Origin of the sequence: Mangrovicoccus sp. HB161399 (assembly GCF_013184745.1) — a bacterium.
Classification (GTDB): Bacteria; Pseudomonadota; Alphaproteobacteria; order Rhodobacterales; family Rhodobacteraceae; genus Mangrovicoccus.
This window is the reverse complement of sequence record NZ_JAATVU010000008.1, coordinates 35,190-60,041: the sequence shown is the minus strand read 5'-3', so window position 1 is coordinate 60,041 and position 24,852 is coordinate 35,190. Positions and strand designations below refer to the sequence as shown.

The 24,852-nt window shown below is 68.9% G+C and carries 23 protein-coding genes; 18 read left to right on the top strand and 5 right to left on the bottom strand.

What is annotated here, in order from left to right:
* Positions 1 to 72: 72 nt before the first annotated feature.
* Positions 73 to 1,047, top strand: a complete 975-nt coding sequence (locus HCC78_RS06345; protein ID WP_172327904.1) for a phosphotriesterase — start codon at positions 73 to 75, stop codon at positions 1,045 to 1,047.
* A complete protein-coding gene (locus tag HCC78_RS06340) occupies positions 1,047 to 1,772 on the top strand; it encodes a creatininase family protein (RefSeq protein WP_172327903.1) in 726 nt (241 codons plus the stop codon). Before HCC78_RS06345 ends, HCC78_RS06340 begins: the two co-directional genes overlap by 1 nt.
* Here HCC78_RS06340 and HCC78_RS06335 read toward each other — a convergent pair.
* Together HCC78_RS06335 and HCC78_RS06330 are read right to left on the bottom strand one after the other, a co-directional pair.
* Entirely contained in the window at positions 1,760 to 3,271 is a 1,512-nt protein-coding gene (locus tag HCC78_RS06335) for an FGGY-family carbohydrate kinase (RefSeq protein ID WP_172327902.1), read from the bottom strand. The genes HCC78_RS06340 and HCC78_RS06335 overlap by 13 nt on opposite strands.
* 15 nt (positions 3,272 to 3,286) lie before the next feature.
* Positions 3,287 to 4,051, bottom strand: coding sequence for an IclR family transcriptional regulator (locus HCC78_RS06330; protein WP_172327901.1), 765 nt, complete (start codon positions 4,049 to 4,051; stop codon positions 3,287 to 3,289).
* 98 nt (positions 4,052 to 4,149) lie between these two features.
* Here HCC78_RS06330 and HCC78_RS06325 point away from each other — a divergent pair, with 98 nt between their 5' ends.
* The 13 genes from HCC78_RS06325 (at position 4,150) to HCC78_RS06265 (ending at position 17,931) form a co-directional block, all read left to right on the top strand.
* Positions 4,150 to 5,076 carry an amidohydrolase gene (locus HCC78_RS06325; RefSeq protein ID WP_172327900.1) on the top strand — a complete coding sequence of 309 codons (927 nt, stop codon included), beginning with the start codon at positions 4,150 to 4,152 and terminating at the stop codon, positions 5,074 to 5,076.
* Between the two features lies 1 nt (position 5,077).
* The gene (locus HCC78_RS06320; protein ID WP_172327899.1) at positions 5,078 to 6,379 is read left to right on the top strand and encodes an amino acid deaminase; all 1,302 of its coding nucleotides are present in this window, start codon (positions 5,078 to 5,080) and stop codon (positions 6,377 to 6,379) included.
* 37 nt (positions 6,380 to 6,416) lie between these two features.
* Entirely contained in the window at positions 6,417 to 6,761 is a 345-nt protein-coding gene (locus HCC78_RS06315) for a RidA family protein (protein WP_172327898.1), read from the top strand.
* A 139-nt stretch (positions 6,762 to 6,900) separates the two neighbouring features.
* Positions 6,901 to 7,557 (top strand): HAD family phosphatase, encoded by a 657-nt coding sequence (locus HCC78_RS06310; RefSeq protein ID WP_216671049.1) that lies wholly within the window; start codon positions 6,901 to 6,903, stop codon positions 7,555 to 7,557.
* Between the two features lies 1 nt (position 7,558).
* The gene (locus HCC78_RS06305) at positions 7,559 to 7,885 is read left to right on the top strand and encodes a hypothetical protein (RefSeq protein ID WP_172327897.1); all 327 of its coding nucleotides are present in this window, start codon (positions 7,559 to 7,561) and stop codon (positions 7,883 to 7,885) included.
* A gap of 3 nt (positions 7,886 to 7,888) precedes the next feature.
* Positions 7,889 to 10,165: a N,N-dimethylformamidase beta subunit family domain-containing protein gene (locus HCC78_RS06300; RefSeq protein WP_172327896.1), complete on the top strand. Its 2,277-nt coding sequence runs from the start codon at positions 7,889 to 7,891 to the stop codon at positions 10,163 to 10,165.
* Entirely contained in the window at positions 10,162 to 10,953 is a 792-nt protein-coding gene (locus tag HCC78_RS06295) for an SDR family NAD(P)-dependent oxidoreductase (protein WP_172327895.1), read from the top strand. Before HCC78_RS06300 ends, HCC78_RS06295 begins: the two co-directional genes overlap by 4 nt.
* A complete protein-coding gene (locus tag HCC78_RS06290) occupies positions 10,950 to 12,113 on the top strand; it encodes a M20 family metallopeptidase (RefSeq protein WP_172327894.1) in 1,164 nt (387 codons plus the stop codon). Before HCC78_RS06295 ends, HCC78_RS06290 begins: the two co-directional genes overlap by 4 nt.
* A 380-nt stretch (positions 12,114 to 12,493) precedes the next feature.
* Entirely contained in the window at positions 12,494 to 13,843 is a 1,350-nt protein-coding gene (locus HCC78_RS06285) for an ABC transporter substrate-binding protein (protein WP_172327893.1), read from the top strand.
* Positions 13,844 to 13,938: 95 nt separating this feature from the next.
* The gene (locus HCC78_RS06280; protein WP_172327892.1) at positions 13,939 to 14,886 is read left to right on the top strand and encodes a carbohydrate ABC transporter permease; all 948 of its coding nucleotides are present in this window, start codon (positions 13,939 to 13,941) and stop codon (positions 14,884 to 14,886) included.
* Positions 14,883 to 15,737, top strand: a complete 855-nt coding sequence (locus HCC78_RS06275; protein WP_172327891.1) for a carbohydrate ABC transporter permease — start codon at positions 14,883 to 14,885, stop codon at positions 15,735 to 15,737. The genes HCC78_RS06280 and HCC78_RS06275 overlap by 4 nt, the downstream gene beginning before the upstream one ends.
* Before the next feature lie 14 nt (positions 15,738 to 15,751).
* The gene (locus HCC78_RS06270; protein WP_172327890.1) at positions 15,752 to 16,852 is read left to right on the top strand and encodes an ABC transporter ATP-binding protein; all 1,101 of its coding nucleotides are present in this window, start codon (positions 15,752 to 15,754) and stop codon (positions 16,850 to 16,852) included.
* Positions 16,852 to 17,931 (top strand): Gfo/Idh/MocA family protein, encoded by a 1,080-nt coding sequence (locus HCC78_RS06265; RefSeq protein ID WP_172327889.1) that lies wholly within the window; start codon positions 16,852 to 16,854, stop codon positions 17,929 to 17,931. The genes HCC78_RS06270 and HCC78_RS06265 overlap by 1 nt, the downstream gene beginning before the upstream one ends.
* Before the next feature lie 7 nt (positions 17,932 to 17,938).
* On the opposite strand, the gene HCC78_RS06260 is transcribed toward HCC78_RS06265, so the two are convergent.
* Complete coding sequence (locus tag HCC78_RS06260; protein WP_172327888.1) at positions 17,939 to 18,751, bottom strand: DeoR/GlpR family DNA-binding transcription regulator; 813 nt, start codon at positions 18,749 to 18,751, stop codon at positions 17,939 to 17,941.
* Between the two features lie 229 nt (positions 18,752 to 18,980).
* Here HCC78_RS06260 and HCC78_RS06255 point away from each other — a divergent pair, with 229 nt between their 5' ends.
* Together HCC78_RS06255 and HCC78_RS06250 are read left to right on the top strand one after the other, a co-directional pair.
* Positions 18,981 to 20,495 (top strand): aldehyde dehydrogenase, encoded by a 1,515-nt coding sequence (locus HCC78_RS06255; RefSeq protein WP_253949071.1) that lies wholly within the window; start codon positions 18,981 to 18,983, stop codon positions 20,493 to 20,495.
* A 1-nt stretch (position 20,496) separates the two neighbouring features.
* Complete coding sequence (locus HCC78_RS06250; protein WP_216671048.1) at positions 20,497 to 21,471, top strand: threonine/serine dehydratase; 975 nt, start codon at positions 20,497 to 20,499, stop codon at positions 21,469 to 21,471.
* Between the two features lie 10 nt (positions 21,472 to 21,481).
* Here HCC78_RS06250 and HCC78_RS06245 read toward each other — a convergent pair whose 3' ends face one another.
* Both HCC78_RS06245 and HCC78_RS06240 read right to left on the bottom strand, forming a co-directional pair.
* Positions 21,482 to 22,972, bottom strand: coding sequence for an FGGY-family carbohydrate kinase (locus HCC78_RS06245; protein WP_172327887.1), 1,491 nt, complete (start codon positions 22,970 to 22,972; stop codon positions 21,482 to 21,484).
* A gap of 7 nt (positions 22,973 to 22,979) precedes the next feature.
* The gene (locus tag HCC78_RS06240; RefSeq protein ID WP_253949070.1) at positions 22,980 to 23,783 is read right to left on the bottom strand and encodes a BtpA/SgcQ family protein; all 804 of its coding nucleotides are present in this window, start codon (positions 23,781 to 23,783) and stop codon (positions 22,980 to 22,982) included.
* Positions 23,784 to 24,028: 245 nt separating this feature from the next.
* Between HCC78_RS06240 and HCC78_RS06235 the strand changes: the two genes are divergently transcribed.
* Positions 24,029 to 24,841, top strand: coding sequence for a carbohydrate ABC transporter permease (locus HCC78_RS06235; protein ID WP_172327886.1), 813 nt, complete (start codon positions 24,029 to 24,031; stop codon positions 24,839 to 24,841).
* Positions 24,842 to 24,852: the final 11 nt, after the last annotated feature.

Below are 24,852 nucleotides of genomic sequence, written 5' to 3'. Positions count from 1 at the left end.
GATCAAGAAGTTTTTCTTTTTGTGCGAGCGTTCGCCCGGTTTGTGTTCGTTTGCCAGCCAGGGAGCCGAGTCATGGCCTTCATCCGCACGCTGACCGGGGATATCGCCCCCGCAGAGCTGGGGCGCACGTATTCGCACGATCACCTCTACTGCATCCCGCAGCGCTGGCAGGAAGAGGGCATCGAGGATTTCATGATCGACAGCGTGGACAGCACGCTGGCCGATGTCGCCGAATTCGCCGCGGCGGGCGGCGAGGCGGTCTATGACGCCACCGCGATCGATTACGGCCGCGACGCGGCGAAGCTGCACGAGATCTCGGTCCGGGGCGGGATCCGCATCATCGCCACGGCCGGGTTCAACAAGGGGGTGATGTTCCCCGGCCAGATGCCCGGCGCGGACTGCACCATCCAGCAGTGGATCGACGCGCGCGGCCGCGCGGAAGTGGCTGCGCATGTGGTGGCCGAGCTGACCGAGGGCATGGACGGCACCGATCTGAAGGGCGGGGTTGCCAAGTTCGGCACCGGCTACAACACGATCTCGGAGGCGGAGCGGAAATGCATGCTGGCGGCGCTCGACGCGCACAAGCAGACCGGCTGTCCGCTGCATTCGCATACCGAGCTGGGGACGCTGATCCTGGAGCAGCTCGACATCGTCAGGGCCGAGGGCGTTGATCCGTCCCGGCTGACCATCGCACACATGGACCGCAACCCCGATCCCTGGGTGCACCGCAAGGCGGCGGAGACCGGGGTCTTCATGTGCTTCGACGGGATCTCGCGGGTGAAGTACCATCCCGAGAGCGTGCTGATCGACTGCATCCTGAAGCTGGTGGAGGCCGGGCACGAGGACCAGATCGTCGTCGGCGGCGACATCGCCCGGCGGACCATGTTCGCCCATTACGGCAAGGGCGGGCTGGGCCTGGGCTACATCCTGCGCTCCTGGGTGCCGCGCTTCGCCGAGGAGGCGGGCGAGGCCGGGTTCGACGGCGCCGCGCTGGTCGAGAAGTTCTTCGTCGCCAACCCGGCGCGCGCCTTCTCCTGGAGCGAGTGATGCGCGCCGCCGCCCTGAACGATGCGGAGACGGCCGCGCTGCTGGCGCGGCGCCCGGTGGCGGTTCTGCCGCTCGGCGCGCTGGAGGCGCATGGCGATCACCTGCCGGCGGGCACCGACAACATCCTTGCGGAGCGGCTCTGCGATCTGCTGGAGGGTGCCGCGGAGGTGCCGCTCTACCGGCTGCCGCTGCTGCCCTATGGCCAGGTCTGGTCGCTGGAGCATGCGCCCGCCTCGCTGGGCATCGGCGGGGAGACGCTGGTGCGGCTGCTCTGCGAGATCGGCCGCGGCTGCGCGGCGAAGGGGCTTCCGGGGCTGGCCGTGGTCAATGCGCATCTCGGCAACGCGCCCTTCGTCCGCGAGGCGCAGCGCGCGCTCAAGGAAGAGGGCTTCGCGATGGCGCATCTCTTCTATCCCGGCGCGGCGGCAGAGGTGGCGCGGCTGCGCGAGACGCCCGAGGCGCACCGTGCCTACATGCATGCCTGCGAGATCGAGACCTCCTACATGCTGCATCTCGCGCCGGGGGCCGTGCGGATGGAACTGGCGATCCGCAACTATCCGGATTTCCCGGCGGATTTCGGCGAACTGCCCTATCGCTGGACGGAGTTCTCCGCCTCGCCGGTGATGGGCGACGCGCGCGCCGCCACCGCGGAGAAGGGCGCGGCGATCCTCGCTCCGGTGATCGCGCGGATGGCGGCGGTTGCGGCGGCGCTCTATGCCGGGTGAGCCCCGGGCGGCTGCATCCCGGCCAGCGGGCCGAGCGCCGCATCGGCCGCGATCCGGTAGGTGCCGGCGGCCTCGCGGAACAGTGCTGCGGCCGCGGGATCTGGCAGATGGGTGCGCAGCACCCGCGAGGTCGCGGCAGATGCCTCGCGCACGGACGCGAAATCGCCGATCGCCGTGGCCAGGCACAGCGCCGCGCCCTTGGCGCCGAACTGGCTGCCCTCAGGCACCAGAACCGGCGTGCCGGTGGCGTCTGCGATCATCTGCGACCAGAAGGCCGAGCGCGCACCGCCCCCCGACAGCCGGATCTCGCTCAGCGGCAGGGCGATGTCCCCGAAGCAATGGGCGATGGCATGGGCGATCCCCTCGTAGACCGCGCGCAGCATCTCCGGGCGGCCATGCTGCGGCGCCAGCCCCATGAAGCCGGCCCTGGCTCCTGGTTCGATCCGCGGCGCGATCACGCCCGAGGCGGAGAGATAGGGCACGAAGACCAGCCCGCCGGCATGGGCGGGCGCGGAGCGGGCCAGCGCCTCCATCGCCTCGTAGGGGCGGGGGCCCTGCGCCAGCTCGCTGCAGAGGGTCGCAAGCGCCCAGTCGAGCACCGTGGTCCCGGCGACATTCACCATGGTCCGCATCCACAGCCCGCCCGGCACGATGAAGAGCAGCCCCTGTTCGGGTTCGAACAGCGGCCTGTCGGAGAGCACGCCGTTCAGGCAGGTGGTGCCCAGCACGCTGGCCGCCTGTCCCGCCGCATGGCAGCCCGCGCCCAGCACGCAGGCCGAGGTGTCGCCGGTGCCGATGGCGACGGGCAGGCCCTCGGGCAGGCCGGTCGCCTTGGCGGCGGCGCGGGTGACATGCCCGGCCAGGGTCTCGCCGCGGCGCACGGGCGCCAGCAGGCCGGTCAGGCCGCCGACGCCGAGCCGCTCCGCCTGGGCGGCGGAAAATCCGCGGTCCCGCGCGGATCCGGGCGCCATCGCGCTTTCGGATTCGTCGGTGGCGATCTCGCCGGTCAGGCGGAAGCGGATGTAGTCCTTGGCCGGGAGCGCATGGCGCGCCCGCGCCAGCGTCTCGGGCTCGTTCTCGGCCAGCCAGGCCAGCACCGGCAGCGTGCAGCCGAGCTGCATGACCGAACCCGACTCCGAGAAGACCGCAGGATAGAGATCCGGCATTTCCCTGAGCTTGCGGTCGATCAGCCCCTGGGCGCGGGCGTCGTTCCACAGGATCGGCCGCCGCAGCACTGCGCCGTCGCCGCCGGTCAGCCAGGCGCCGACCATCACGCCGGTCAGGCCGATCCCGCGCAGCTGCGACGTGTCCCGCCCGGCGAGCAGTTCCGACAGCACGGCGCAGGCCGCCTGCCAGACATCCTCTGCCTCGACCTCGGACCAGCCGGGCGGCGCCGGGGCCAGCGCGGCGCGGCGGGCCGCCTCGGCGATTTCGCGGCCGTCGGTGCCGAACAGCGCCGCCTTTATCACCGAGGTGCCGATGTCGAGTCCCAGATACATGCGCTGTCCTTCCCTTCAGATGCGCCCGTGCAGCGGTTCCGCGGCGGCCTTCAGGCAGGCGACATAGGCGTCGCGGTTGGCATTCGCGTCGTCGATCGGCGCCACGATGCACAGCGTCGCCGCCACGCGGCCCGAGGCGTCCTCCACCGGCACGGCGAAGCAGTGGGTGAAGGTGTCGGCCATGCTGTCGAAGGAGAAGACGCCTGCCTGCCGCGCGGCGCGGACTTCTGCGATGAAGCCGTCCGGGTCGATCGGCGCGCCCGCGGGCGTGCGGAAATCCTCCGGCGGGATCAGCGCGCGGATCTCGTCGTCGCCCAGATCGGAGACCAGCAGCCGCCCCGAGGCGGTCTGCGGAATCGGGATCGGCTGGCCGGTATCGGCGGAGATGCGGAACGGACGGGCGCTCTCGCGCTGGCGCAGAACCACGTAGCGGTTGCCGTCGAGCGCGCAGAACTGCGACAGCTCGCGGGTCTCGGCGGTGATCCGTTCCAGCGCGGCCTCCGCCAGCCGCAGGCCGCGGCTCGATTCCAGGTAGGCGATGCCGAAGAGATAGAGCTTGCGCCCGAGGAACACCCGGCCGTCGCCGTCGGCGGCGTCGAGCAGCCCCAGCGCCAGCATCCGCCCCACCATCTCGTGCACCGAAGACCGCGGCGCCCCCAGCAGGGTTGCCAGCTCGTTGGGCCGCATCGGTTCGCGGGCGCGCCGCAGGGCCTCCATCAGGTCCATGGCGCGGTCCAGCCCGTGCTCGCGCCGCTTCGGCGCGTCTTCGCCCTTGATCATTCCGCCGAGTCCCGTCTATCAATTCCGGTATAAGGTACACATGTCCGTTATAGCGGACAATACCTGTTTCACGGATGCCGACTGAACTGGGGACCGCCATGAGCCGATATTCCGGGCCGATCATCGATGCGCATCATCACCTGTGGGCCTACGGGATGGGGCGGCATGGCTGGCTCGGCTCGGACGGCGGCGATGGCGACGGCCTGCCGATGGGCAGCCTGGCGCCGCTGCGGCGCGACTATCTGGTCGCCGGCTACCTGGCCGAGACGGCCGGGCAGGGCGTGGTGGCGACGGTCCATGTCGAGGCAGGCTGGGACGGCCCGCCGGGCAGCGAGACGGCGTGGCTCGACACGCTCGACCGCTCGGCGGTGGCGCGCCGCCATGTCTTCCGCGTCGATCTGGGGCTGCCGGAGGCGGCCGAACTGGTGCGGGCCGAGGCGGCGCATCCCCGCGCGGCCGGGCTGCGCGACATCGTCGCCTGGCACCCCGATCCGGCGCGGTCCTTCGCGGCCGCGGCCGGACGGATGTCCGATCCGGCCTGGCGCCGCGGCCTCGCCGCGCTGGCGGAAACCGGGCTGGTCTTCGAGCTGATGCTCTACCCGCCGCAGATGGCGGAGGCGGAGGCGCTGGCGCGCGACTTTCCGGATCTGACCTTCGTGCTGAACCATTGCGGCAGTCCGGCCGATCGCAGCGCGGCGGGCATGGCGGACTGGGCCGCGGGCCTCGCGCGGCTCGGCGCCTGTCCGAATGTCTGCCTGAAGATATCGAACCCGGTCGCCTATGACCATGACTGGACCGGGGAGAGCCTTGGCGCGGTGATCGGCACCTGCCTCGATGCCTTCGGGCCGCAGCGGTCGCTCTTCGGTTCGGACCTGCCGGTGTCGGGGCTGCAGGCGGAGTTCGGGGCGCTGCTCGATGTCTACCGTTCGCGGCTGTCCGTGCTGCCGGAGGCGGACCAGCGGGCCTTCTTCCACGACACCGCGGTGCGGATCTACCGGATCGCGCCCGAAGCGCAGGAGGCCTGACATGCGCAGGGAGTTCGCTACCGGCTGGGACGGCTGGCTCGACGACCGCTACCGCGGCTTTCCCTCCGGCCACGACCCGATGCCGGCCAATGCGATCGGCGGGCGCGGCTGGTATCCGGCCGACGGGGCGATGGCGCTGCCGCTGCTGTCGATGTCGCTGCCGGATTTCGATGCGAATGCCGCGGCGATGATGGATCTGCTGGCGGCCGAGGGCGGGCTGATCGCGCCGCATGCCAAGACGCCGATGTCGGTCGACCTGGCGCGTCGGCTGGAAGAGGCGGGCGCCTGGGGGGCAACTGTGGCGGATGCGCGCCAGGCCTCGGTCATGCTGGAGGGCGGGCTGCAGCGGATCCTGCTGGCCAACGGCGTCGGCGGGCGCGGCGGCGCGCGGCGGCTGGCGCGGCTGATGCGCCATCACCGCCGGGCCGAGCTGCATGTCTTCGTCGACTCGGCCGTTGCGGTGCGCGAGCTGGCGGCGGCCTGGGCGGCGGAGGCGGCCATTGCCGGGACGATGCCGCCGCTGGGGCTGCTGGCGGAGCTGGGCACCGGGCGCGGCGGGCTGCGCACGGATGGCGCCGCGGCGGAGCTGGTCGGCGAGGTTCTGGCGCTCGATCCGCAAGGCGGCCTGTTCCTCAGCGGCGTGGCCGCCTATGAGGGCGCCGCGACGGTGGCGGACGGGGCGCAGTCGCTGATGCGGGTCGATGCGCTGATGCAGCGCATGGCGGCGCTGCATGCGGCGATCCGGTCGCGGACCGGCCCGGCGCAGCCGCTGATCCTGACGGCAGGCGGGTCGCTGTGGTTCGACCGGGTGCTGGAGATTCTCGCGCCGGTCGCGGCGGCGGACGGGCGCACGCGGCTGATCCTGCGCTCGGGCGCGGTGTTCTTCCACGATCACGGCGTGTACGAGCGCGGCCTGGCGGCAATGGCCGCGCGCGGGGCGCTGTCCGCGGGCAGTTTCTCTCCGGCCCTGCGGCTCTGGGCCGAGGTGCTGTCCTGCCCAGAGCCGGGGCTGGCGGTCTGCGGGCTCGGCATGCGCGACGCCGCCTCCGACCAGGGCCTGCCGGTGCCGCTGCATGTCTGGCGCGGCGGCGAGCGGCTGGCGCGCGCCGGCGGGATCGCGCTCGAAAAGTTCAACGACCAGCACGGATTCCTGTCCGTGGCGCCGGGCAGTCCGCTGCGCGTCGGCGACGTGCTGGAATTCGGCCTCTCCCATCCCTGCACCAATCTCGACCGGCATGCGCTGGTCTGGTGCCTCGACGGGGACGGGCGGGTGGCCGCGGCGCTTCCGACCTCTTTCGGCTGAGCCACGCATTCCCCCCAAGATCAGAAGAAGGTTTCCCATGATCGAACGCATCAAGCAGAACAGCCGCATGAGCATGGCGGTGAAGGCCGGCGGCATGGTCCATGTCGCGGGCCAGGTCGCCGATGACCCGAAGGCCCCGCTGGAGGACCAGACCCGGTCCGTGCTGGCGAAGATCGAGGCGCTGCTGGAAGAGGCCGGCACCTCCAAGGACAGGCTGGTGGCGGTCAATGTCTTCCTGCCGAACATCTCGGATTTCGATGCGATGAACGCGGTCTACGACGCTTGGATCGTGCCCGGCGCAGCACCGGCGCGCGCCTGCGTCGAGGCGCGGCTGGCCGATCCCGACCTGCGCGTGGAGATGACCGCCGTGGCGCTGGCCTGACGCGACGGGCCGGTGCGGATGCCGCGCCGGCCTGCCCGATTTTCGGTCAGGATGTGTCTTTTTGGTGTAAAATGATCTAAAATGTTTGAAACTGTGCGGAGGTCCGTTCATCATCGGCTGGGTGAGTATGGAGACGCGCATGATGAGTGATCCCGTGAAGGCCGTTGCCTGGGATATCGACGGCACGCTGGTGGACAGCGAACCCCTGCATCTCGACGTGCTGGAAACGGTCTGCGCCGCGACGGGCATCGACCTGTCCGGGCTGGACCAGGGCCATTTCCGCGGCGTGCATCTGCGCGACGTGTGGACCGGGCTCGCGCAGCGGCGCCCGCCGGAGCTCGCCGAGGCGGTCTGGGCGGAGCAGATCGTCGATCTCTATTGCGCGCGGGCGGCCGAACTGCAGCCGCTGCCCGGCGCGGCCGAGACGATGGCGGCGCTCGACGCGGCGGGGATCGCGCAGGTCTGCGTGTCGAATTCCGGACGGCGCGTGGTCGATGCGAACATCGCCGCGCTCGGCATCGCCCGCTTCGTCGGCTTCTCCATCAGCCTCGACGACGTGGCCGCGGGCAAGCCCGACCCCGAACCCTACGCGTCGGCCGCGGCGCGGCTGGGCCTGCAGCCCGGCGAGATGGCGGCGGTCGAGGACAGCGCGACCGGTGCCGCCTCAGCGGGCGCGGCGGGACTTGCCGTTTACGGGATCCTGCCCGAAGGCGGCACGGTGCCCGGCACGCGCGCCACCATGACATCGCTCGGGGCCCTGCCGGGGCATCTCGGGCTGATGCCGGCGGAGGCCTGACATGGTCTACAGGATCACCGCCGAGGCGGACCGCCAGCATATCGAGGAATTCCGCGCCAACCCGATCGCGCCGCATTCGCCCGGATTGCAGCGGATGCTGAACATCATGCGGACCTGGACGGGCGGCGACCAGTACATCCTGATCGCCCGGGTCGAATTCGCCGAGTTCGTCATCGGACGCATGCCCGAGCACCGCGAGGACCCGATCGTGGTGGAGGAGGACATGGTCTTCGCCACCCGCGAGGAGGCCGAGTGGGAGCTCTTCTGCCGCCGCTGGAAGCAACACACCGGCGAAAGCCTGAACATGCCGCTGAAGGACGAAGCCTGAGCCATGCTGAAGATCACGGGCTATCCCGATCGCCTGAGCGCCGCCGCCGGCGAGACGGTCAATTTCATGGTGTCCCTCGAGGAGGGCGAGCGCTTCGACGCGCGGCTGGTGCGCGTCATCCATGGCGACTGCAATCCCGAGGGGCCGGGGCTGAAATTCCGGCATGTGCCGTCGAATGCCGATGGCAGCCATCCGGGCGGGCCGCAGCGCATCGACGCGGGCAGCTACATGAGCGCGCCGTCGGTGCCGGCCGCGACGGGTCCCTTCACCTTCTACACGATGATCTGGCCGACGCTGCTGCGCCTCGGCAACCAGACCATCGCGGCACAATGGGACGAGGCAAGCCAGTCGGGCTGGCGCGTCGCCATGGAGAAGGGCGGGGCGGTGAGCGTGACGCTGGGCGGACCCGGCGGGGTGAAGACGCTGACCGGCAGCCGGCCGATGGTGGAGCGGCAGTGGTACGCGCTGTGCATCCATGTCGACCCGGTCTCGGGGCTCGCCGTGCTGGACCAGGCGCCGGTCGTGCCCTACGCGCTGGCGGATGACACCGTGTCGGTGCAGGCCCAGCTGGTTCCGGCCGCCCCGGTTCCCGGGCTGGCGATGGCCGGGCTGGCGATGCCCGACGGCACGGTCGGCGCGCATTTCGACGGCAAGATCGACGGTCCGGCCCTGATCGCGGGACGCCATGGCCCCGATCTGCACGACCGGATGATGACCCGCCCGGGCGACCCGTCGCTGCGCCGCGCAGTCATCGCGCAATACGACTTCTCGAAGAAGATCGACACGCCCGAGGCTGTCGATATCGGCCCCTTCGCCCGGCACGGGCGGCTGGAGAACCTGCCGACCCGCGGGATGAAGGGCTGGAACTGGACCGGAGAAAGCCATTCCTGGAGAGAGAAGCCCGAGCATTACGGCGCGGTGCATTTCCATTCCGACGATGTCTACGACGCGGGCTGGACGCCCTCGGTGGCTCTGGAGCTGCCCGCGGACCTGCCCTCCGGCCCCTATGCGCTGCATGTCAGCTGCGGACCGAGTGACCGGGAGGCGACGCGCGAGGACTACCTGTCCTTCTTCGTCACCCCGCCGAAAGGGGCGAAGCGGGGCGAGCGGCCGCGGCTCCTCTTCCTCGCGCCGACCTGTTCCTACATGGCCTATGCCAACCATGGCGAGCATATCACCGCCCGCGGCGTCGAGCTGCAGATGAACCGCATGGTGCATTTCGGCCATTCCGACCTCTACATGTACGACCATCCCGAACTGGGGGGCTCGCTCTACGACACCCATCTGGACGGCTCGGGCGTCGCCTATTCCTCGCGGCTGCGGCCGATCCTGAACTTCACCGCGCAGTACCATTCCTGGCTGGGCGGGCACGGCTCGGCGGTCTACCAGTACAATGCCGATACCCATCTCTTCGACTGGCTGGAGCAGATGGGCTACGACTACGACGTCATCACCGACGAGGACCTGCACGAGGGCGGGCTCGACCTGCTCGCCCCCTATGACGTGGTGATGACCGGCACCCATCCGGAATACCACTCCACCCGGATGTGGGACGCGATGAAGGCCTGGATCGACCGCGGCGGGCGGCTGATGTACATGGGCGGCAACGGCTGGTACTGGCGCGTTGCCTTCTCGGACCACTATCCCGGCGCGATCGAGCTGCGCCGTGCCGAGGACGGCATCCGGCCCTGGATCTCCGAGCCGGGCGAGTACTACCACAGCTTCACCGGCGAATATGGCGGGCTCTGGCGGCGGATCGGCCGGGCGCCGAACGTCATGGCAGGGGTCGGCTTCGTCGCGCAGGGCTTCGACTTTTCCTCCTATTACCGGCGCGCGCCCGATGCGGACAATCCGCGGGCGGCCTTCATCTTCGAGGGCGTGCCGGACGAGATCATCGGCGATTTCGGCCTGGTCGGCGGCGGTGCGGCGGGGATCGAGCTCGACTGCATCAACACCGATCTGGGCTCGCCGCCGAACATGCTGCGGCTGGCAACCTCTGAGTTGCATGGCTCGATGATGCTGCTGGTCAACGAGGAGTTCGGCGTGGTGCCCCCGGCGCTTGGCGGCGACCAGAACATGCAGGTGCGCGCCGACATGGCCTTCGGCGAGACCCCCGCGGGCGGCGCGATCTTCGCCACCGCCTCGATCGCCTGGTGCGGATCGCTGTCGCATAATGGCTATGACAACAACGTGTCGCGGATTACCGGCAACGTGCTGAAGCGGTTCCTGGACCCGGCACCGTTCCCGACCGCGCCCCTCGGCAAGGACGGACAGGCATGACGGAGCAGGCACTGATCGGCAGTGATCTCAAGGGACGCAAGGCCATCGTGACGGGCGGCGCGCGCGGCATCGGCGGGGCCATCGCGGCGGCACTGGCCGCCCATGGCGTCACCGTGACCATCGCCGATCTGGACGCGGAGGCGGCGAAGGCCGCGGCCGCGGCATTGGGGCCGGAGCATTCCGGGATCGGCATCGACGTCCGGAAACGCGAGAGCGTCGAGGCCGCGATGGAAGCGGCGGCGGAGGCGATGGGCGGCTACGACATCCTCTGCGCCAATGCCGGGGTCTCGACCATGAACCGCGCGGTCGATCTGACCGACGAGGAATGGGACTTCAACTTCGACGTCAATACCCGCGGCGTGTTCCTGACCAACCAGGTCGCGGCGCGGCATTTCCTGTCCACGGGCAAGGGGGTGATCGTCAACACCGCCTCGCTGGCTGCCAAGGTCGGTGCGCCCTTGCTGGCGCATTACTCGGCCTCGAAATTCGCCGTGCTCGGCTGGACCCAGGGGCTGGCGCGCGAGCTGGCACCGGCGGGCATCCGGGTGAACGCGGTCTGCCCGGGCTTCGTGCGCACCGGCATGCAGGAGCGCGAGGTCGGCTGGGAGGCGGAGCTGCGCGGCATCTCCCCCGAAGCGGTGATCGCCGACTATGTCAGCCAGACCCCGCTGGGCCGGCTGGAAGAGCCCGAGGACATTGCCGGGCTCGCCGTGTTCCTCTGCTCCGGCGCCTCGGGCTTCATGACCGGGCAGGGGATCAACGTCACCGGCGGGGTCTACACGACATGACCGGCGCCATCGCCGCGGAGGCGGCGGAGGCGTTGCTGCGCCTGATCGTGTCGGTGCCCTCCGTCAATCCCGCCTTCCGCACTGCCGCCGATCCGCCGGAGATCTTCGGCGAGGCGGCGCTGGCGCTGGCGCTGAAGGACTGGGCGGAAACGCAGGGACTGGCGGCGGAGCTTGACGAGGTGGAGCCGGGGCGGCCGAACCTGGTCGTCCGGGTGAAGGGGGCCTCGGCCGGGCCGCGGATGATGTGGGAGGGCCATCTCGACACGGTGCAGGTCACCGGCATGGCCGATCCCTTCGCGCCGCGGCTGCAGGACGGGCGGCTCTACGGGCGCGGCGCGGTGGATGACGGTGCCTCGGTGGCGGCCTTCCTGCTGGCGGCGCGCGCGCTGGCGGCCGATCCGCCGCCCGGCGATGTCGATGTCGTCCTCGCCGTCGACGAGGAATACAACTATGTCGGCGTGCTGCACCATCTCGCCCGCGGCGAGAGCTACGCGCTCGGCGTCGCCGGCGAGCCGACCGATTGCCAGGTGGTTCGCGCCTGCAAGGGCTGCCTGCGCTGGACCGTCACTTTCCGCGGGCGCCCGGCCCATACCTCGAAGCCGCATGAGGGGCTGAACGCGATCGAGGCGGGGCGGCGCTTCCTCGCGCTCTGCGACGCCGAAATGGCGCGGCGCACGGAGGCCCATCCGCTGCTGGGCGCGGCCACGCTTGTCTGCACCGGCTTCGAGTCGGGGGAAGGGCCGAACACGGTGCCGTCTTCGGCGCGGCTGCGCTTCGACTACCGCTACCTGCCGTCCGAGGACAGCCGGGCCGTCCATGCGGCCTTCCGCGCGCTGGCCGGGGGGCTGGCCGCGGAGATGCCCGGCCTCGGGGTCGAGGTGTCCGAGCCCTTCGTCGATTCCTCGGCGATGGATGTCCCGGAGACGGCGGAGATCGTCACCCGGATGGGCGCGATCTGCGCGGCGCATGGACGGTCCGGTCCGGCCCTGGGCGTGCCCTACGGTTCGGACGCCACCAAGATGGTCAATGTCGCGGGCGTGCCGACCATCGTCTTCGGGCCGGGCAACATCGCGCAGGCCCATGCGGTCGACGAGCATGTCGAGGTCGCCCAGGTGGTCGAGGCGGCCGTGATGCTGGCCGAGCTGGCCCGGGGCCTCTGACGGGGCCGGGACCGGCGGCTGCATCGAACAAAAACGCACGAATGTGGCGCGCAACCCTGCATCCCGGAGACGGGCTGCGGGGGTATGCGCCATCTGCTCAGTTTCCGCCGGAAAATCAGATAAATTCATTGAAATGGCCTGAATTCGTACCGTTTTCCATCATTTCAGCGCAGAATGCGCTTTGCCCAGATCTTAAGCTGCATGTCGGGATCATGAATTTTTTGCGTAAAGGTGATCGAAATTTTCTTGACCCGAACAGTTCGAGACGTCTCAATCGAACACATACAAACAAAAATCAAACACGTCACGACACGGACCATCGCGGAGCGCTCTCCGCCGGCCCCGGCATGCACGGCAACCAGAGAGGACGGACGAAGAAGATGACAGGGATCAAGACCACGAGGCGGCAGGCGGTCGCCATGCTGCTGGGCGCGACCGCGCTGGCTGCGGGCGGGCTTCCGGCGCGCGCCGAGGATCTGGCGGCCTCCTCCGGCGAGACGGTGTATTTCCGCGGCTGGCAGTTCCGGACCGACGTGGTCCAGGGCAATGTCGACCGCTACAATTCCGAGATGGGCGGCAATGTCGACTATGCCACCGTCACGGGCGACTATCCGTCCATCATGGAGAAGACCCTGATTGCCAAGGGCGATCTCGACGTGCTCTACGCCAACCCGTCGAGCGCGGTGCGCTACATGGGCGGCGGCTGGGTGAAACCCGCTTCCGAACTGCCCAACGGCCAGGAAATCGCCGACGCGATGTATCCCAACATCCGCGAGGCCTGGTCCGTCGATGGCAAGCTCCTGGGGCTCAGCTACTTCGTGACGACCCGGGGCGCGATGCTGGTCAACATGAAGGCCGTCGAGAAGGCCGGCATGACCGCGGCCGACCTGCCCACCACCTGGGACGAGTTCTACGACGCCGTCTACAAGATGCACGAGGCCGGGATCGAGAACCCGTTCCTGCCGCACTGGTTCGCCGAGTATTTCGGGGTGAGCTGGGGCTTCGTCTTCGAGGTCATGAACCGCGGCGGCCAGGTCGCGGATCCGGAGACCCATGCGCCGGTGCTGACCGCCGACGGACCTGCCGGCGACACGCTGCGCGCGTGGAAGAAGCTGTGGAAATCCGGGATCATCCCCGAAGAGGTGCTGTCCTACAACGAGGCCGGCTATATCGACGCCTTCCGTTCCGGCCGCTATGCCTTCAGCCCGCAGCAGCTCTACGACATCAAGACCTTCAACGATCCGGCCCAGTCGGCGGACATCGCCGGGTCTGTGACGCTGCTCTCGGCGGAGAAGCAGAGCTGGGGCCTGATCGACAGCGCGCTCTACGTCATGACCAACCGCAAGCGGTCCGCGGCGCTGGAGTCGGATGTCGAGAAATTCGTCAGCTGGTACGGCTACAAGGACCAGGACGGCACCTTCGCGGTGGCGAACCGCTGGCTGGAGGAGAACATGCTGTTCTCGGCCTACAAGCCGGTGATGGAAAGCGACGCGGCGCGCGACAGCGTCTCCAAGTCGCTGATGAAGCCCGAGGATTACGACACCGTTCTCGACGTCTATGCCAGCGCGCCCTATCCCAAGAGCATCTGGAACGTCGTCTGGTCGGAGGAATTCAACTTCTGGCTGCGCGACAAGCTGTTCGAGTTCCTGCAGAACGACTTGGCTCCGGAAGACGTCATCGACGCCGCCAATGCCGAGATGGAACGGCTGAACAAGCGCTACAACATCTGATCGCCCCGCTCCGGCCGGTCCCTTCCGGCCGGACAGCCCTGCTGGCGGCTCCCGGGCCGCCCGCCCCCTGCCGATGCCGAAGGAAAGCCATCGCCTTGCCTAGCCTCCCCCAAACCGCAGGCGCCGATCCGGCCGCCGCCGCCGCAGCGGCCCGCCCGCCGCGCCGAAAGGAGCTGAGCAACCTGCAGTTTGCCCTCGTGGTGACGGTGCCGGTGCTCCTCTTCCTTCTCGTCGTGGTCGCCTATCCGCTCGGCTACGCGCTCTACCTGTCCTTCCACGAGATCCGCTTCTTCGGCGGCTATTCGGCGGAATTCGTCGGGCTCGCCAACTACAAGGCGGCGCTGGCCGATCCGAAGTTCTGGCGGTCGCTGGGCCTGTCGCTGCGGTTCACGGTGGAGACCGTGGTGCTGACAATCGGCATCGGCCTGGCGCTGGCGCTGGTGCTGCGGGATCTGAAGCCGCGCTGGCGCTGGCTGCGGGCGATGATCATCCTGCCCTGGGCGGTGTCGCCCTATGGCGCGGGGATTTTCTTCGCCTATTTCGGCCGCGGCCAGACCGGCATCGGCACGGCGCTGATCTCGGCTTTCGGCTTCGACGGCACGCTGAACCTGATCACCCAGGCGGCGGTGATCGAGTATCTCGCTCTCGGCGCGGCCTGGAACATGGCGCCGCTGGTCGCCTTCTTCCTGCTGGCCAACATGCTGACCACGCCGAAGCGGCTCTACGACCTGGCCAAGATCGACCGGATGCGCAGCTACGAAACCTTCTGGCACGTCACCCTGCCGCCGCTGCGCTTCACTCTGTTCGTCTTCACCTGCATCTCGACCGTTCTGGCGCTGAAGACCTTCGACTACATTTTCACCGAGACCCAGGGCGGACCGGGCAATTCCTCGACGGTGCTGACCTACCTCCTCTACCAGATCAGCTTCGTCAATCTCGACCTCGGCTACGGGGCCGCGATGTCCTTCTTCCTGCTGGCGCTGATCCTCGGCACGACGGGTCTGATCTATGCCCTCTGGGGCCGCAGGGAGGAGCGCAAATGAGCCGGTCCCGCTATCCCGTCTGGCTGATCCTCGCGGTGGCCGTGGCGCTGCTCTGGACCTTCCTGCCCATGTACTGGGTGGTGAAATACGCCTTCATGACGAAATCCGAGATCGCGCGCTTCCCGCCCGAACTCTACCCGCACGCGCCGCAGCTGGCCGCGTTCTACAACATCTTCGGCTTCGACTACACCGCCGCGGACGGCACGGTCTTCCCGGCCTCGGGGCAGGCGAACCAGATCATGCTGGGGCTGCGCAACTCGCTGCTGGTCTCGGCGATCGTCACCATCGTCACCATGGTGGTGGTGCTGCCGCTGGCCTATGTCTTCGCCCGCATGGATTTCCCCTTCAAGGGCAAGATGCTGGCCGCGGTCCTGCTGTCGGTGTCGCTGCCGCCGGTCTCCACGCTGATCCCGTTCTACACGCTCTATGTCCAGCTCGGGCTGGTGGGCACGCTGGGCGGGCTGGTGATCATCACGCTGACCATCACCATCCCGATCGTCGCCTGGCTGCTGATCGGCTTCTTCAAGAACCTCCCGCCGATCGAGGCGATGGGGCGGATCGACGGGTTCTCGCGGCTCTACATCTTCGTGCGGATCATCGTGCCGATGGCGAAATCCGGCATCCTGGTGGCGGGCGTGATCGGCTTCCTCTTCTCCTGGAACGAATACGTCTATGCCCAGGTGCTGGTGACCGGATCGGATGCCGTGACCCTGCCCGCGGCGATGTCCGGCTTCCTCTTCCAGGTGCCCGAACCCGCGCAGCTGGCCGCGAGCCTGTTCCTCAGCCTTCTGCCGCCCTTCTTCATCGCGTTCTTCCTCCAGAAGCACGTCGCCGAAATGAACTTTGCCTGACGCCGGAGACCCCCATGGCCCGCATCGACCTGCAGAACATCGTCAAGCGCTACGGCAGCCACGACGCAGTCTCCAGCCTGGACCTGACCATCCATGACGGCGAGCTGCTGGTGCTGCTCGGCCCGTCGGGCTGCGGCAAGTCCACCACAATGAACATGATCGCCGGGCTGACCGAGCCGACCAGCGGCCGGATCCTGTTCGACGGCAAGGACGTCACGGACACCTCGCCGCACGAGCGCAACATCGCGATGGTGTTCCAGTCCTCGCTGCTCTACCCGCACCTGACCGCCTACCAGAACATCTACATGTCGCTGAAGCGCTCGGGACTGCCCAGGAACGAGATCGAGGCGCGGATCTTGCGCGCCGCCGAGATGGTGGACGTGCGGCGGCTGCTGGACAAGCTGCCCGGCCAGCTCTCGGGCGGCGAGCGGCAGCGGGTGGCCACTGCCAAGGCGATCGTGCGCGAGCCCGACTGCTTCCTGCTCGACGAGCCGCTTTCCGCGCTCGACGCCGCGCTGCGGATGAGCTTGCGCGCGGAACTGGTCAACCTGCAGAAGCGGTTCAACACCACGATGGTCTTCGTCACCCACGACCAGGTCGAGGCGATGACCATGGGCGACCGGATCGGCATAATGCGCAACGGCAAGCTGGAGCAGATCGGCACGCCGGAAGAGGTCTACAACCGTCCCGAGACCCTGTTCGCGGCCGGCTTCATCGGCTCGCCGCCGATGAACCTGATCGAGGGCGAGGTGGTGGCCGAGGGCGGCATGAAGGTTTTCGCCTGCAAGGACTTCCGCCTGCCGCTGGCGGGTGCCTTCGCGGGCATGGCGCCCGCCAGCGCGGCGGTGCTGGGGATCCGCCCCTATCTGATGCAGCTGGCCGGTTCCGGGCCCGGCGCGCTGCCGATGAAGGTCTATGCGATCGAGCAGCTCGGCAACGAGGCCATCGTCATCGCCGACACGCCCTCGGGCGCGCGGGTGCGGGCGGTCGCGCCCGCAGGGTTCCATGCGCAGGTCGGGACGGTGCTGCATGCCCGCTTCGACCCGGCCGATGCGCTGCTCTACGATCCCGGAACCCAGCGCCCCTTCGCGGTGCAGGACCGGGAGGCCGCCTGATGCCCGTGCTCGAGCAAGGCCGCCCGCTGCGGGTATGCATCGCGGGCTTCGGCATGGCCGGGCGCTGCCACGCGGAAACCTGGGCGGGCATGGACGGCGTCGATGTGGTGGGCGTCCATTCGCTGCGCCCCGAGACCGAGGCCCCGGCCGTTGCGGCCGCGTGCGGCCCGGACGTGCCGGTCTTCGGCAGCTTTGCCGGGATGCTCGATGCGGTGGAGTGCGATTTCGTGTCGATCTGCACGCTGCACGACACCCATGCCGCCGAGATCATCGAGGCGGTGGGGCGGGGGCTGCACGTGCTGCTGGAAAAGCCGATCTGCCTGACGCCCGAGGATCTGATCGCGGTCCGCAAGGCGGTGAAGGCCGCGGGCACGCGGGTCTTCATCGGCTTCCAGGAATTCCATTACGGCCAGCTGCAGGCGACGATCGAGGCGGTGGAAAAGGGCTATCTCGGCCGTGTCCACCTGGCCGAGATCGAGTATTTCAACGGCATCAACCCGTCGGTCCAGCAATATTGGTGGGCGCGCACCAAGCGCGTCGGCGGCTCGTCGATGCTGTTCTGCGGCTGCCATCCGCTGATGCTGCTGATGAACCTGATGAAGGACACCCGCGTGGCCGAGGTCTCGGCGTTTTCCACGCATTCCTCGGCCAGGGATTTCGAGGCGCTGGAATGGCAGGCGACCCAGGTCAACCTGATCCGCTTCGAGGACGGGCGGATCGGCAAGGTCACTTCCTGCCTCGACAGCCTGCACCCCTATTACTGGCGCAACTCGCTGATCGGAGACGAAGGTTCGCTGATCGACACGCGGATCCTGTCGCGGACGATGATGCAGGGGCTGGAGCCGCAGGGCTGGACCGAACTCGCCACGCGCTCGATCAACGATGCCGGGGTGCTGTCGCCGGACATGTTCACCCCGATGTTCGGCCGCATCCTCGCCAACCTGCGCGAGGACGCCCCGATGCCCTATTCCGGCTTCGATGCCGCCTGGGAGATGCACCGCATCCTCTTCGCCTGCGAGGAGGCGGCGCGCACCGGCCGGCCCGTCGTGCCCGACCAGTACCTGGCGCCGCCCGGCTAGGCGCGGCTCAGCCGTCGCCTTCGGCGACGATCACCTTCACCCCTGTTGCAGCAAGATCGGCGGCAAGCGCGGCTTCGGGCGCCCTGTCCGTCACGAGGATGTCGAATTGATTGAGCGTGGCGATCTGGACCAGCGAGATCTCGTCGAACTTGGAGCTGTCGGCCAGCACCACGCGGGTGGTCGCGCGCCCGATCAGCGCCTTCTTGATCTCGGTATCCTCGATCGAATAGTCGAAGATCCCGTTCGAGGAGATCGAGGACACGCCGAGGAACACCAGGTCGAACCAGAGCTTGCGCGCCTGTTCCAGCGCGACCGGGCCGACCAGGGATTTCTCGTTGGAGCGCAGCCGCCCGCCGAGCAGGTAGACCTCGGCCTTGGCGTCGAGCGCGGCGATGCGCAGGTTGTTGGTGAAGATGCGCCGCGACGGATCGCTGACCAGAAGGCGGCCCAGCTCGAAGGTTGTGGTGCCGACATCCAGCGCGGTGATCTGCCCGGGCTGGATCAGCTTGGCGGCGGCCCGCGCGATGCGCTGCTTGGCGCCCGAATTGCGGCGCTGGCGCTCGTCGAAGACCGGTTCGCTGACCGCGTCGGCGGCGGGTTCTCCGCCATCCCCGGCAATCGCGCCGCCATGGGTGCGCCGCACCTCGCCGCGCATCTCCAGCTCCGCCAGGTCGCGGCGGACGGTCATTTCGGAAACGTCGAAGGCTTCGGCCAGGTCGGCCGAGGACATGAATCCGTTCTCGTGGACCATCTGGGTGATCCGGTCCTTGCGCACCCGGCCCATCAGCTTGCCGCGGTGCTTGCTCGATGCCTTCTCCATGGGGGTCGTCCGTCTCCTTCGCCTGCCGCTGCGCCGTGCGGATGCCGTCCGGCCGTCCGGGGCGCGCGGCTCTCCCGGCGTTCAAAACTGTTCGATTTTGTTGAGATTGTCAATCTTTACGCAGGACAAACCTGTTCACCGGGATGAACGGGCGCGGTGCTGGTTGTTGGCTGTGCAGTTGGATCGAAAAGAAACATAAGCGAACATAAAGAACCTCAAGGATGGAAAGATGCTGAATCTTACGGGCTTCCGCCGGCTCTTCAAGGGCCTGGATGTGGTCGACGCGCCGCCCGCCGGCGCGGTCCGTGCGAGGATGCATATCGGCGGGCGCTGGGAGCACGGCACCGGGCGGGACTGGCTGCGCGTGGCGAGCCCGGCGACCGGCGAGGACCTGGGCTACCTGCCGCTCGGCGCGCGCGCCGATGCCGAGCGCGCGATCGGTGCCGCGGTGGCCGCCGCGCCGAAGCTGGCCGGGCTGACGGTCTGGCAGCGCGCGGGGCTATGCCAGGCCATTGCCGCACGGATCGAGGCCCGCGGCGCCGAGATCGCCCGCATGGTCTGCCTCGAGCAGGGCAAGACCATCACCGAAGCGCGCGGCGAGGCCGCGGCCGCGGCCGCGGCCTTCCGCAATGCCGGAGAGCAGATCAAGTGGCTGGAAACGGCGGCCTTCCCGGTCGAGGACGGTGCCAAGCGCGCAATGTCGATCCTGCAGCCCAAGGGTGCCTTCGGGGTGATCACGCCGTGGAACTTTCCGGTGGCGCTGCCCTGCATCTACTATCTGGGTCCCGGCATAGCGACCGGCAACGCGTTGGTGTGGACCCCGGCGCCGACCACCTCGCTGGCGGCCGCGCTGGTCATGGAGTGCATGATCGAGGCCGGCGTGCCCGAGGGCGCGGTGAACCTCGTCACCGGCGAGGGGCCGGTCGTCGGCGACGCGCTCGTGATGTCGGAGCGGCTGCAGGGCATCGCCTTCACCGGCTCTTCCGCCGTGGGCGACAGCATTGCCAAGCGCGCGGCCGGCAAGGCGCAGCTGCTGGAACTGGGCGGCAACGGGCCGAGCGTCGTGCTTGAGGATGCCGATCTGGACCGCGCCGCCGACTGCATCTCCCGCGGTGCCTTCTCCAATGCCGGGCAGATCTGCACGGCGACCGAGCGGGTGCTGGTCCATGTCTCCGTCCATGATGCGCTGGTCGGCAAGGTGCTGGAGAAGGCGGCGGACTACGTGCCCGGGCTGTCCACCGAGGAGTCCAGCCGGGTGGGCGCGCTCAACAACGAGGAGAATGCCTGCAAGGTCGACGCGCATCTGGCGGAGGCCGTGGCGGGCGGTGCCACCATCCGCATGGGCGGCGGCCGGGCCGCGGGGATGCCGACGCCACTCTATTACCGGCCGACCGTGATCACCGGCGTTCCGCCGGAAAGCGCGCTCCATCTCGACGAGACCTTCGGCCCGGTGGTCCCGATCCTCGCCTTCGAGGACGAGGACGACCTGTTCCGGCTGGCCGGGCTCAGCCCGATGGGGCTGAGCGCGGCGCTGTTCACCCGCGACCTGTCCCGCGCCTTCCGGCTGGCGGAACGTCTGCGCTGCGGCAGCGTCAACGTGAACGAGGCCAGCAGCTACTGGGAGATGCACATGCCCGCAGGCGGCGCTGCCGGCACGCGCTCGGGCCACGGGCGCACCGGCGGGCGGCACACGCTGCTGGCCATGTCGGATCTGAAGACCATCACATTCCATGTCGGAGGCTGACATGACAGTTCAGGACACCGCCGCGCCGATGGTGACGCTCGCCGGCATCGAGGCCGCGGCAGAGCGGATCGCACCCTATATCCGCGCCACGCCGCTGATCGAGGTCGCCTGCGTGCGCGACCGTCCCGTGCCGAACCCGCTGTTCCTGAAGCTCGAATGCCTGCAGGTGACTGGCGCCTTCAAGACCCGCGGCGCGATGAACCGGCTGCTGACCGCGGACAAGGCGGACATCGCGCGCGGCATCGTCACAGCCTCGGGCGGCAATCACGGGCTGGCCGTGGCGCGGGCCGGGCTGATCGCCGGCGTTCCGGCCACGGTCTACCTGCCGACCAATGCCTCGCGGGCGAAGATCCGGGCGCTGTCCGGCTGGGGCGCGCAGGTCTGCGTCACCGGTTCGCGCTGGGACGAGGCGGACCGCGCGGCGGCCGAGCATGCGGCGCGCGAGGGCGCGGCCTATTTCCACCCGTTCAAGGATCCGGCGGTGGTGGCGGGGCAGGGCACGCTGGGGCTGGAACTGGTCCGCGACCTGCCGGAGGCCGATGTCTACCTGGTGTCGATCGGCGGCGGCGGCCTGATCGCCGGTCTTTCCACGGTGCTGCGCGCGAAGAAGCCGAAGGCGCGGATCATCGGCGTGGAGCCCGCGGGATGCCCGACGCTGCAGGCCAGCCTGGCGGCCGGGCACGTGGTGACGCTGGACAGCGTGACGACCCAGGTCGCGACCATGTCCTGCGGGCGCACCGACGAGCGCATCTTCGAGATCGTCTCGCGCAATGTCGACGAGGTTGTTCTGGTCGAGGACGAGGACATGGCGGCGGCCGCGCGCTGGATTTGGACGGAATTCTCGCTGCGCGCGGATCTGTCGGCAGCGGCTGCCATCGCGGCGCTGCGCAGGGGCCTGGTACGGCTCGGTCCGCAGGAGGTCGTCTGCACGCTGATCTGCGGCGCCGACGACGCCGCGATCGATCCGGTGGGCTGAGCGTCTCCGCTCAGCCGCGGTGGAAGAAGGGTTTCAGCGTCTCGTAGAGCGCGCGGAAATCGGCATATCCCTTGTCGTAGACGGCGATATTGGCCGGGTCTGGAGTGAAGGTCTCGCCCAGCTCGACGCGGGCGGTGATCTCCTCCCAGCCGAGCTGGCCCGAGGCGACGAAAGCGACCCAGGCGGCCCCGGCTGCGGAGCCGTAGTCTCGCGCCAGCACCTGGACCGGACGGCCGGTGACTTCGGCGGCGATCTGCATCCAGATGCGGCTGGCGCTGCCGCCATCGGAGGCAAAGATCCGCCCCGGCCGCTGTCCCATCTCGGCCAGCACCTCGAGATGGTGGCGGAAGCCGTAGGCCACGGATTCCAGAAGCGCCCGCCAGAGATGGCCGGATGTGTGCCCGAGGCTCAGCCCGGTGAAGGTGCCGCGCGCCAGCGGATCGTGGATCGGGGTCTTCTCGCCCAGGAAATAGGGCAGGCAGATCACCCCGTCGCTTCCCGCTGGGATGGCGGCCGCCTCGGCGTCCAGCGTTTTATGCGGCTTCTTCCCGCCGGGCGCGGGCACGAGGACCCGCGCCAGCCAGTTCAGCGCCGATCCGGTCGCCGCCATGCAGCCATTCGGGGCGTAGAGCCCGGGGACCAGATGGTAGTCGAGGAACATGCGCGGATCGCCGGTCGCCTCGGGCGTGATGACGATGATGTCGCCCGCCCCGCCGAACTTCAGCAGCACGTCCCCCGGCGCGGTCAGGCCGACGGCGAGCGCCGAGGCGATGTGGTCCGCCGCCCCGCCGAAGACCGGCAGGCCGGCGGGCAGGCCGGTGGCGGCGGCGGCCTCTGCCGTCACGCTGCCGATCACCTCGTGGGCGGCATGGGCCGGGGGCACGGCGCCGGGCGGCAGATGCGCCAGCGCCACCAGATCCGGCGCGATGCAATGGTCGGCGAGGTCGATGAAGCCCGCCTCCAGCGCCCAGTTCCGCTCCACCCCGCGATGGCCCGAGAGCCGCCAGTTGATGTAGTCATAGGCGCCCATCACCGTGGCGATGCGGGAGAAGACCTGCGGCTCATGGGTCTCGATCCAGCGCAGCTTGGCGGCGACCAGCTGCTGGTTGATGCCGTTCCCGGTGCGGCGGATGAAGGTGGCCTCGTCGGTTTCGGACGCCAGCTGCCGTACCTCGGCGCCGCAGCGTCCGTCGCTCTGCTGGATCGAGGGGCGCAGCACGCGGCCCTCCCCGTCGAGCAGCACGACGGCAGGCAGCATGCCGGTGACGCAGATGCCCTTCAGCTCCGCTCCGGCGGGCAGCGCGGCCATGATCTCAGCCAGCACCGCGCAGCTGTTGTCCCACCATTCGTGCGGGTCTTCCTCGGCCCAGCCGGTCTTCGGCGAGGACAGCGCCACCGGACGGCTGGCGGTTGCGGTCACCTCGAAGGGCAGCCGCACCAGCGCCGCGATGGTGCTGGTGGTGCCGATATCGAGGCCGATGACATAGGCATCCTGCGTCATGGAAGGCTCATCCAAGGGTGTCGATCACGTCCATGAAGCGCTTCACCCGCTCGGGATCAACCTTGTTCCAGGTGTCGCCGCCGATCTTGAAGTGGGTGCCGATGACGCAGCCGTCGGCGATCGACATGATCTCCTTCACGGTGTCGAGCCGCACGCCGGTATTGGCCAGGACCGGCGTGTCCGGCACCGCCTCGCGCACCTTGCGCAGGTCCGAGGTCTCGGCCGACTGGCCGGTGAGCGGCCCCGAGACCAGGATGGCGTCGGCCAGCGAGGAGAAGACCGCGCTTTTCGCGCGCAGCTCGATCGGGCGGGCGTCGAGGCTGGAGGCGAATTCGGCGTTGATGTTGAACAGCAGCTTGAGGTCCTTGCAGCCGAGATTGCGCCGCAGCCGCAGCGCCTCGGCGGCATTGGGTTCCCACAGCCCCATGTCCGAGGCGAAGAGCCCGGTGAAGATCTCGCGCGCGAAGGAGGCGCCGGTGGCGTTGGCCATCGCGACCGAGCCGGCCGGATCCCACAGGTAGTTGACGCCGAAGGGCACCTTCAACATCGGCTTCACCGCCATCACGATCGCGGTCATCGCCGCCAGCGATTGCGGGCAGGCCTTCAGCTGGTAGGGGCGGTCGTTCTCGTTGCCGAACATGATCGCATGGACGCCGCCGGCCTGCAGGTTCCCGATGTCCTCGGCGACATCGTCGATCAGCTTGTGCATGCCGCCGTCGGCATCGTAGAGCGGCGAGCCGGGCAGGGCGCCGATATGCGCCATGGCGATCACGCCTTTCGGGCGGGATCCGAAGAAGTCGAGGGCCATCATGTCTTCCTTTTCCTTGGGCCGCAGGCGCCGTGTCCTGCGGAAGTCCTTGGGGCATGTCCGGAATCTGCCCGGCGCCATGCCCGGATAAGCGGCATTGCCATCCAATACGCACAAAAACAAACAAACAAGCAAGAAGATTTACAAAAAATTGTTGCAATAAGCACATCGGACGGCAAGGATGGCCTTGAACCGCAAGGAGTCCACGGTTTGGCAAACAAAGGCGAACAAATTCCGGGGAAGGGGAGATGAGGCCGAAGCTGGCTGTCCTCGCGCGGCACCTGGTGCTGGCCGGGTTCTCGGCGGCGATCGCGCTGCCGCTGCTCTGGGTGCTGCGCGTCAGCCTGACCGACAAGCTGACGGCCTACAAGCTGCCGCCCGAGATCGGCCAGATCGGCCTGCACAACTATGCCGAGGTGCTGACGCAGTACGATTTCGGCAAGTGGTTCGGCAACTCGGTGGCGGTCGCCGTCGCCGCGACGCTGGTCTCGCTGCCTGCCGCCGCGATGATGGCCTATGCCTCGGCGCGCTACCGCACCGGCGGCTGGCCGCTGCTGCTGGGCGTCCTGGCCAGCCAGATGATCCCGCCGATCGTGCTGGTGCTGCCGATGTTCCTGGTCTTCATGACGCTCCTGCCCGTGCCCGGTCTCGTGGCGATCACCATCGCCCATGTCGCCGTCAACCTGCCCTTCATGGCCTGGATCATGGTCAGCTTCTTCGATGCCGACACCCGGTCGCTGGAGGAGGCCGCGCGCTCCGACGGGGCCAGCCGCTGGCAGGCCTTCCGGATGATCACCGTTCCGGTCGCCATGCCCGGGATCATCGCAGCCGGCCTTCTGGGCTTCATCATGAGCTGGAACGAGTTCCTCTACGCGCTGATCCTCGGCGACCACGGCAGCCAGACCCTGGCCGTCGGGCTGGCCAGCATGGAGACCCATGCCGGGGTGAACATCGCGCCGCTGGCCGCGGCCACGCTGCTGGCGCTGGCGCCGGTGCTCGTCCTGCTGCCCTTCCTGCAGAAATACCTGATCAAGGGCCTTTCCCTCGGAGCCCTCAAATAGCCGACGCCAAG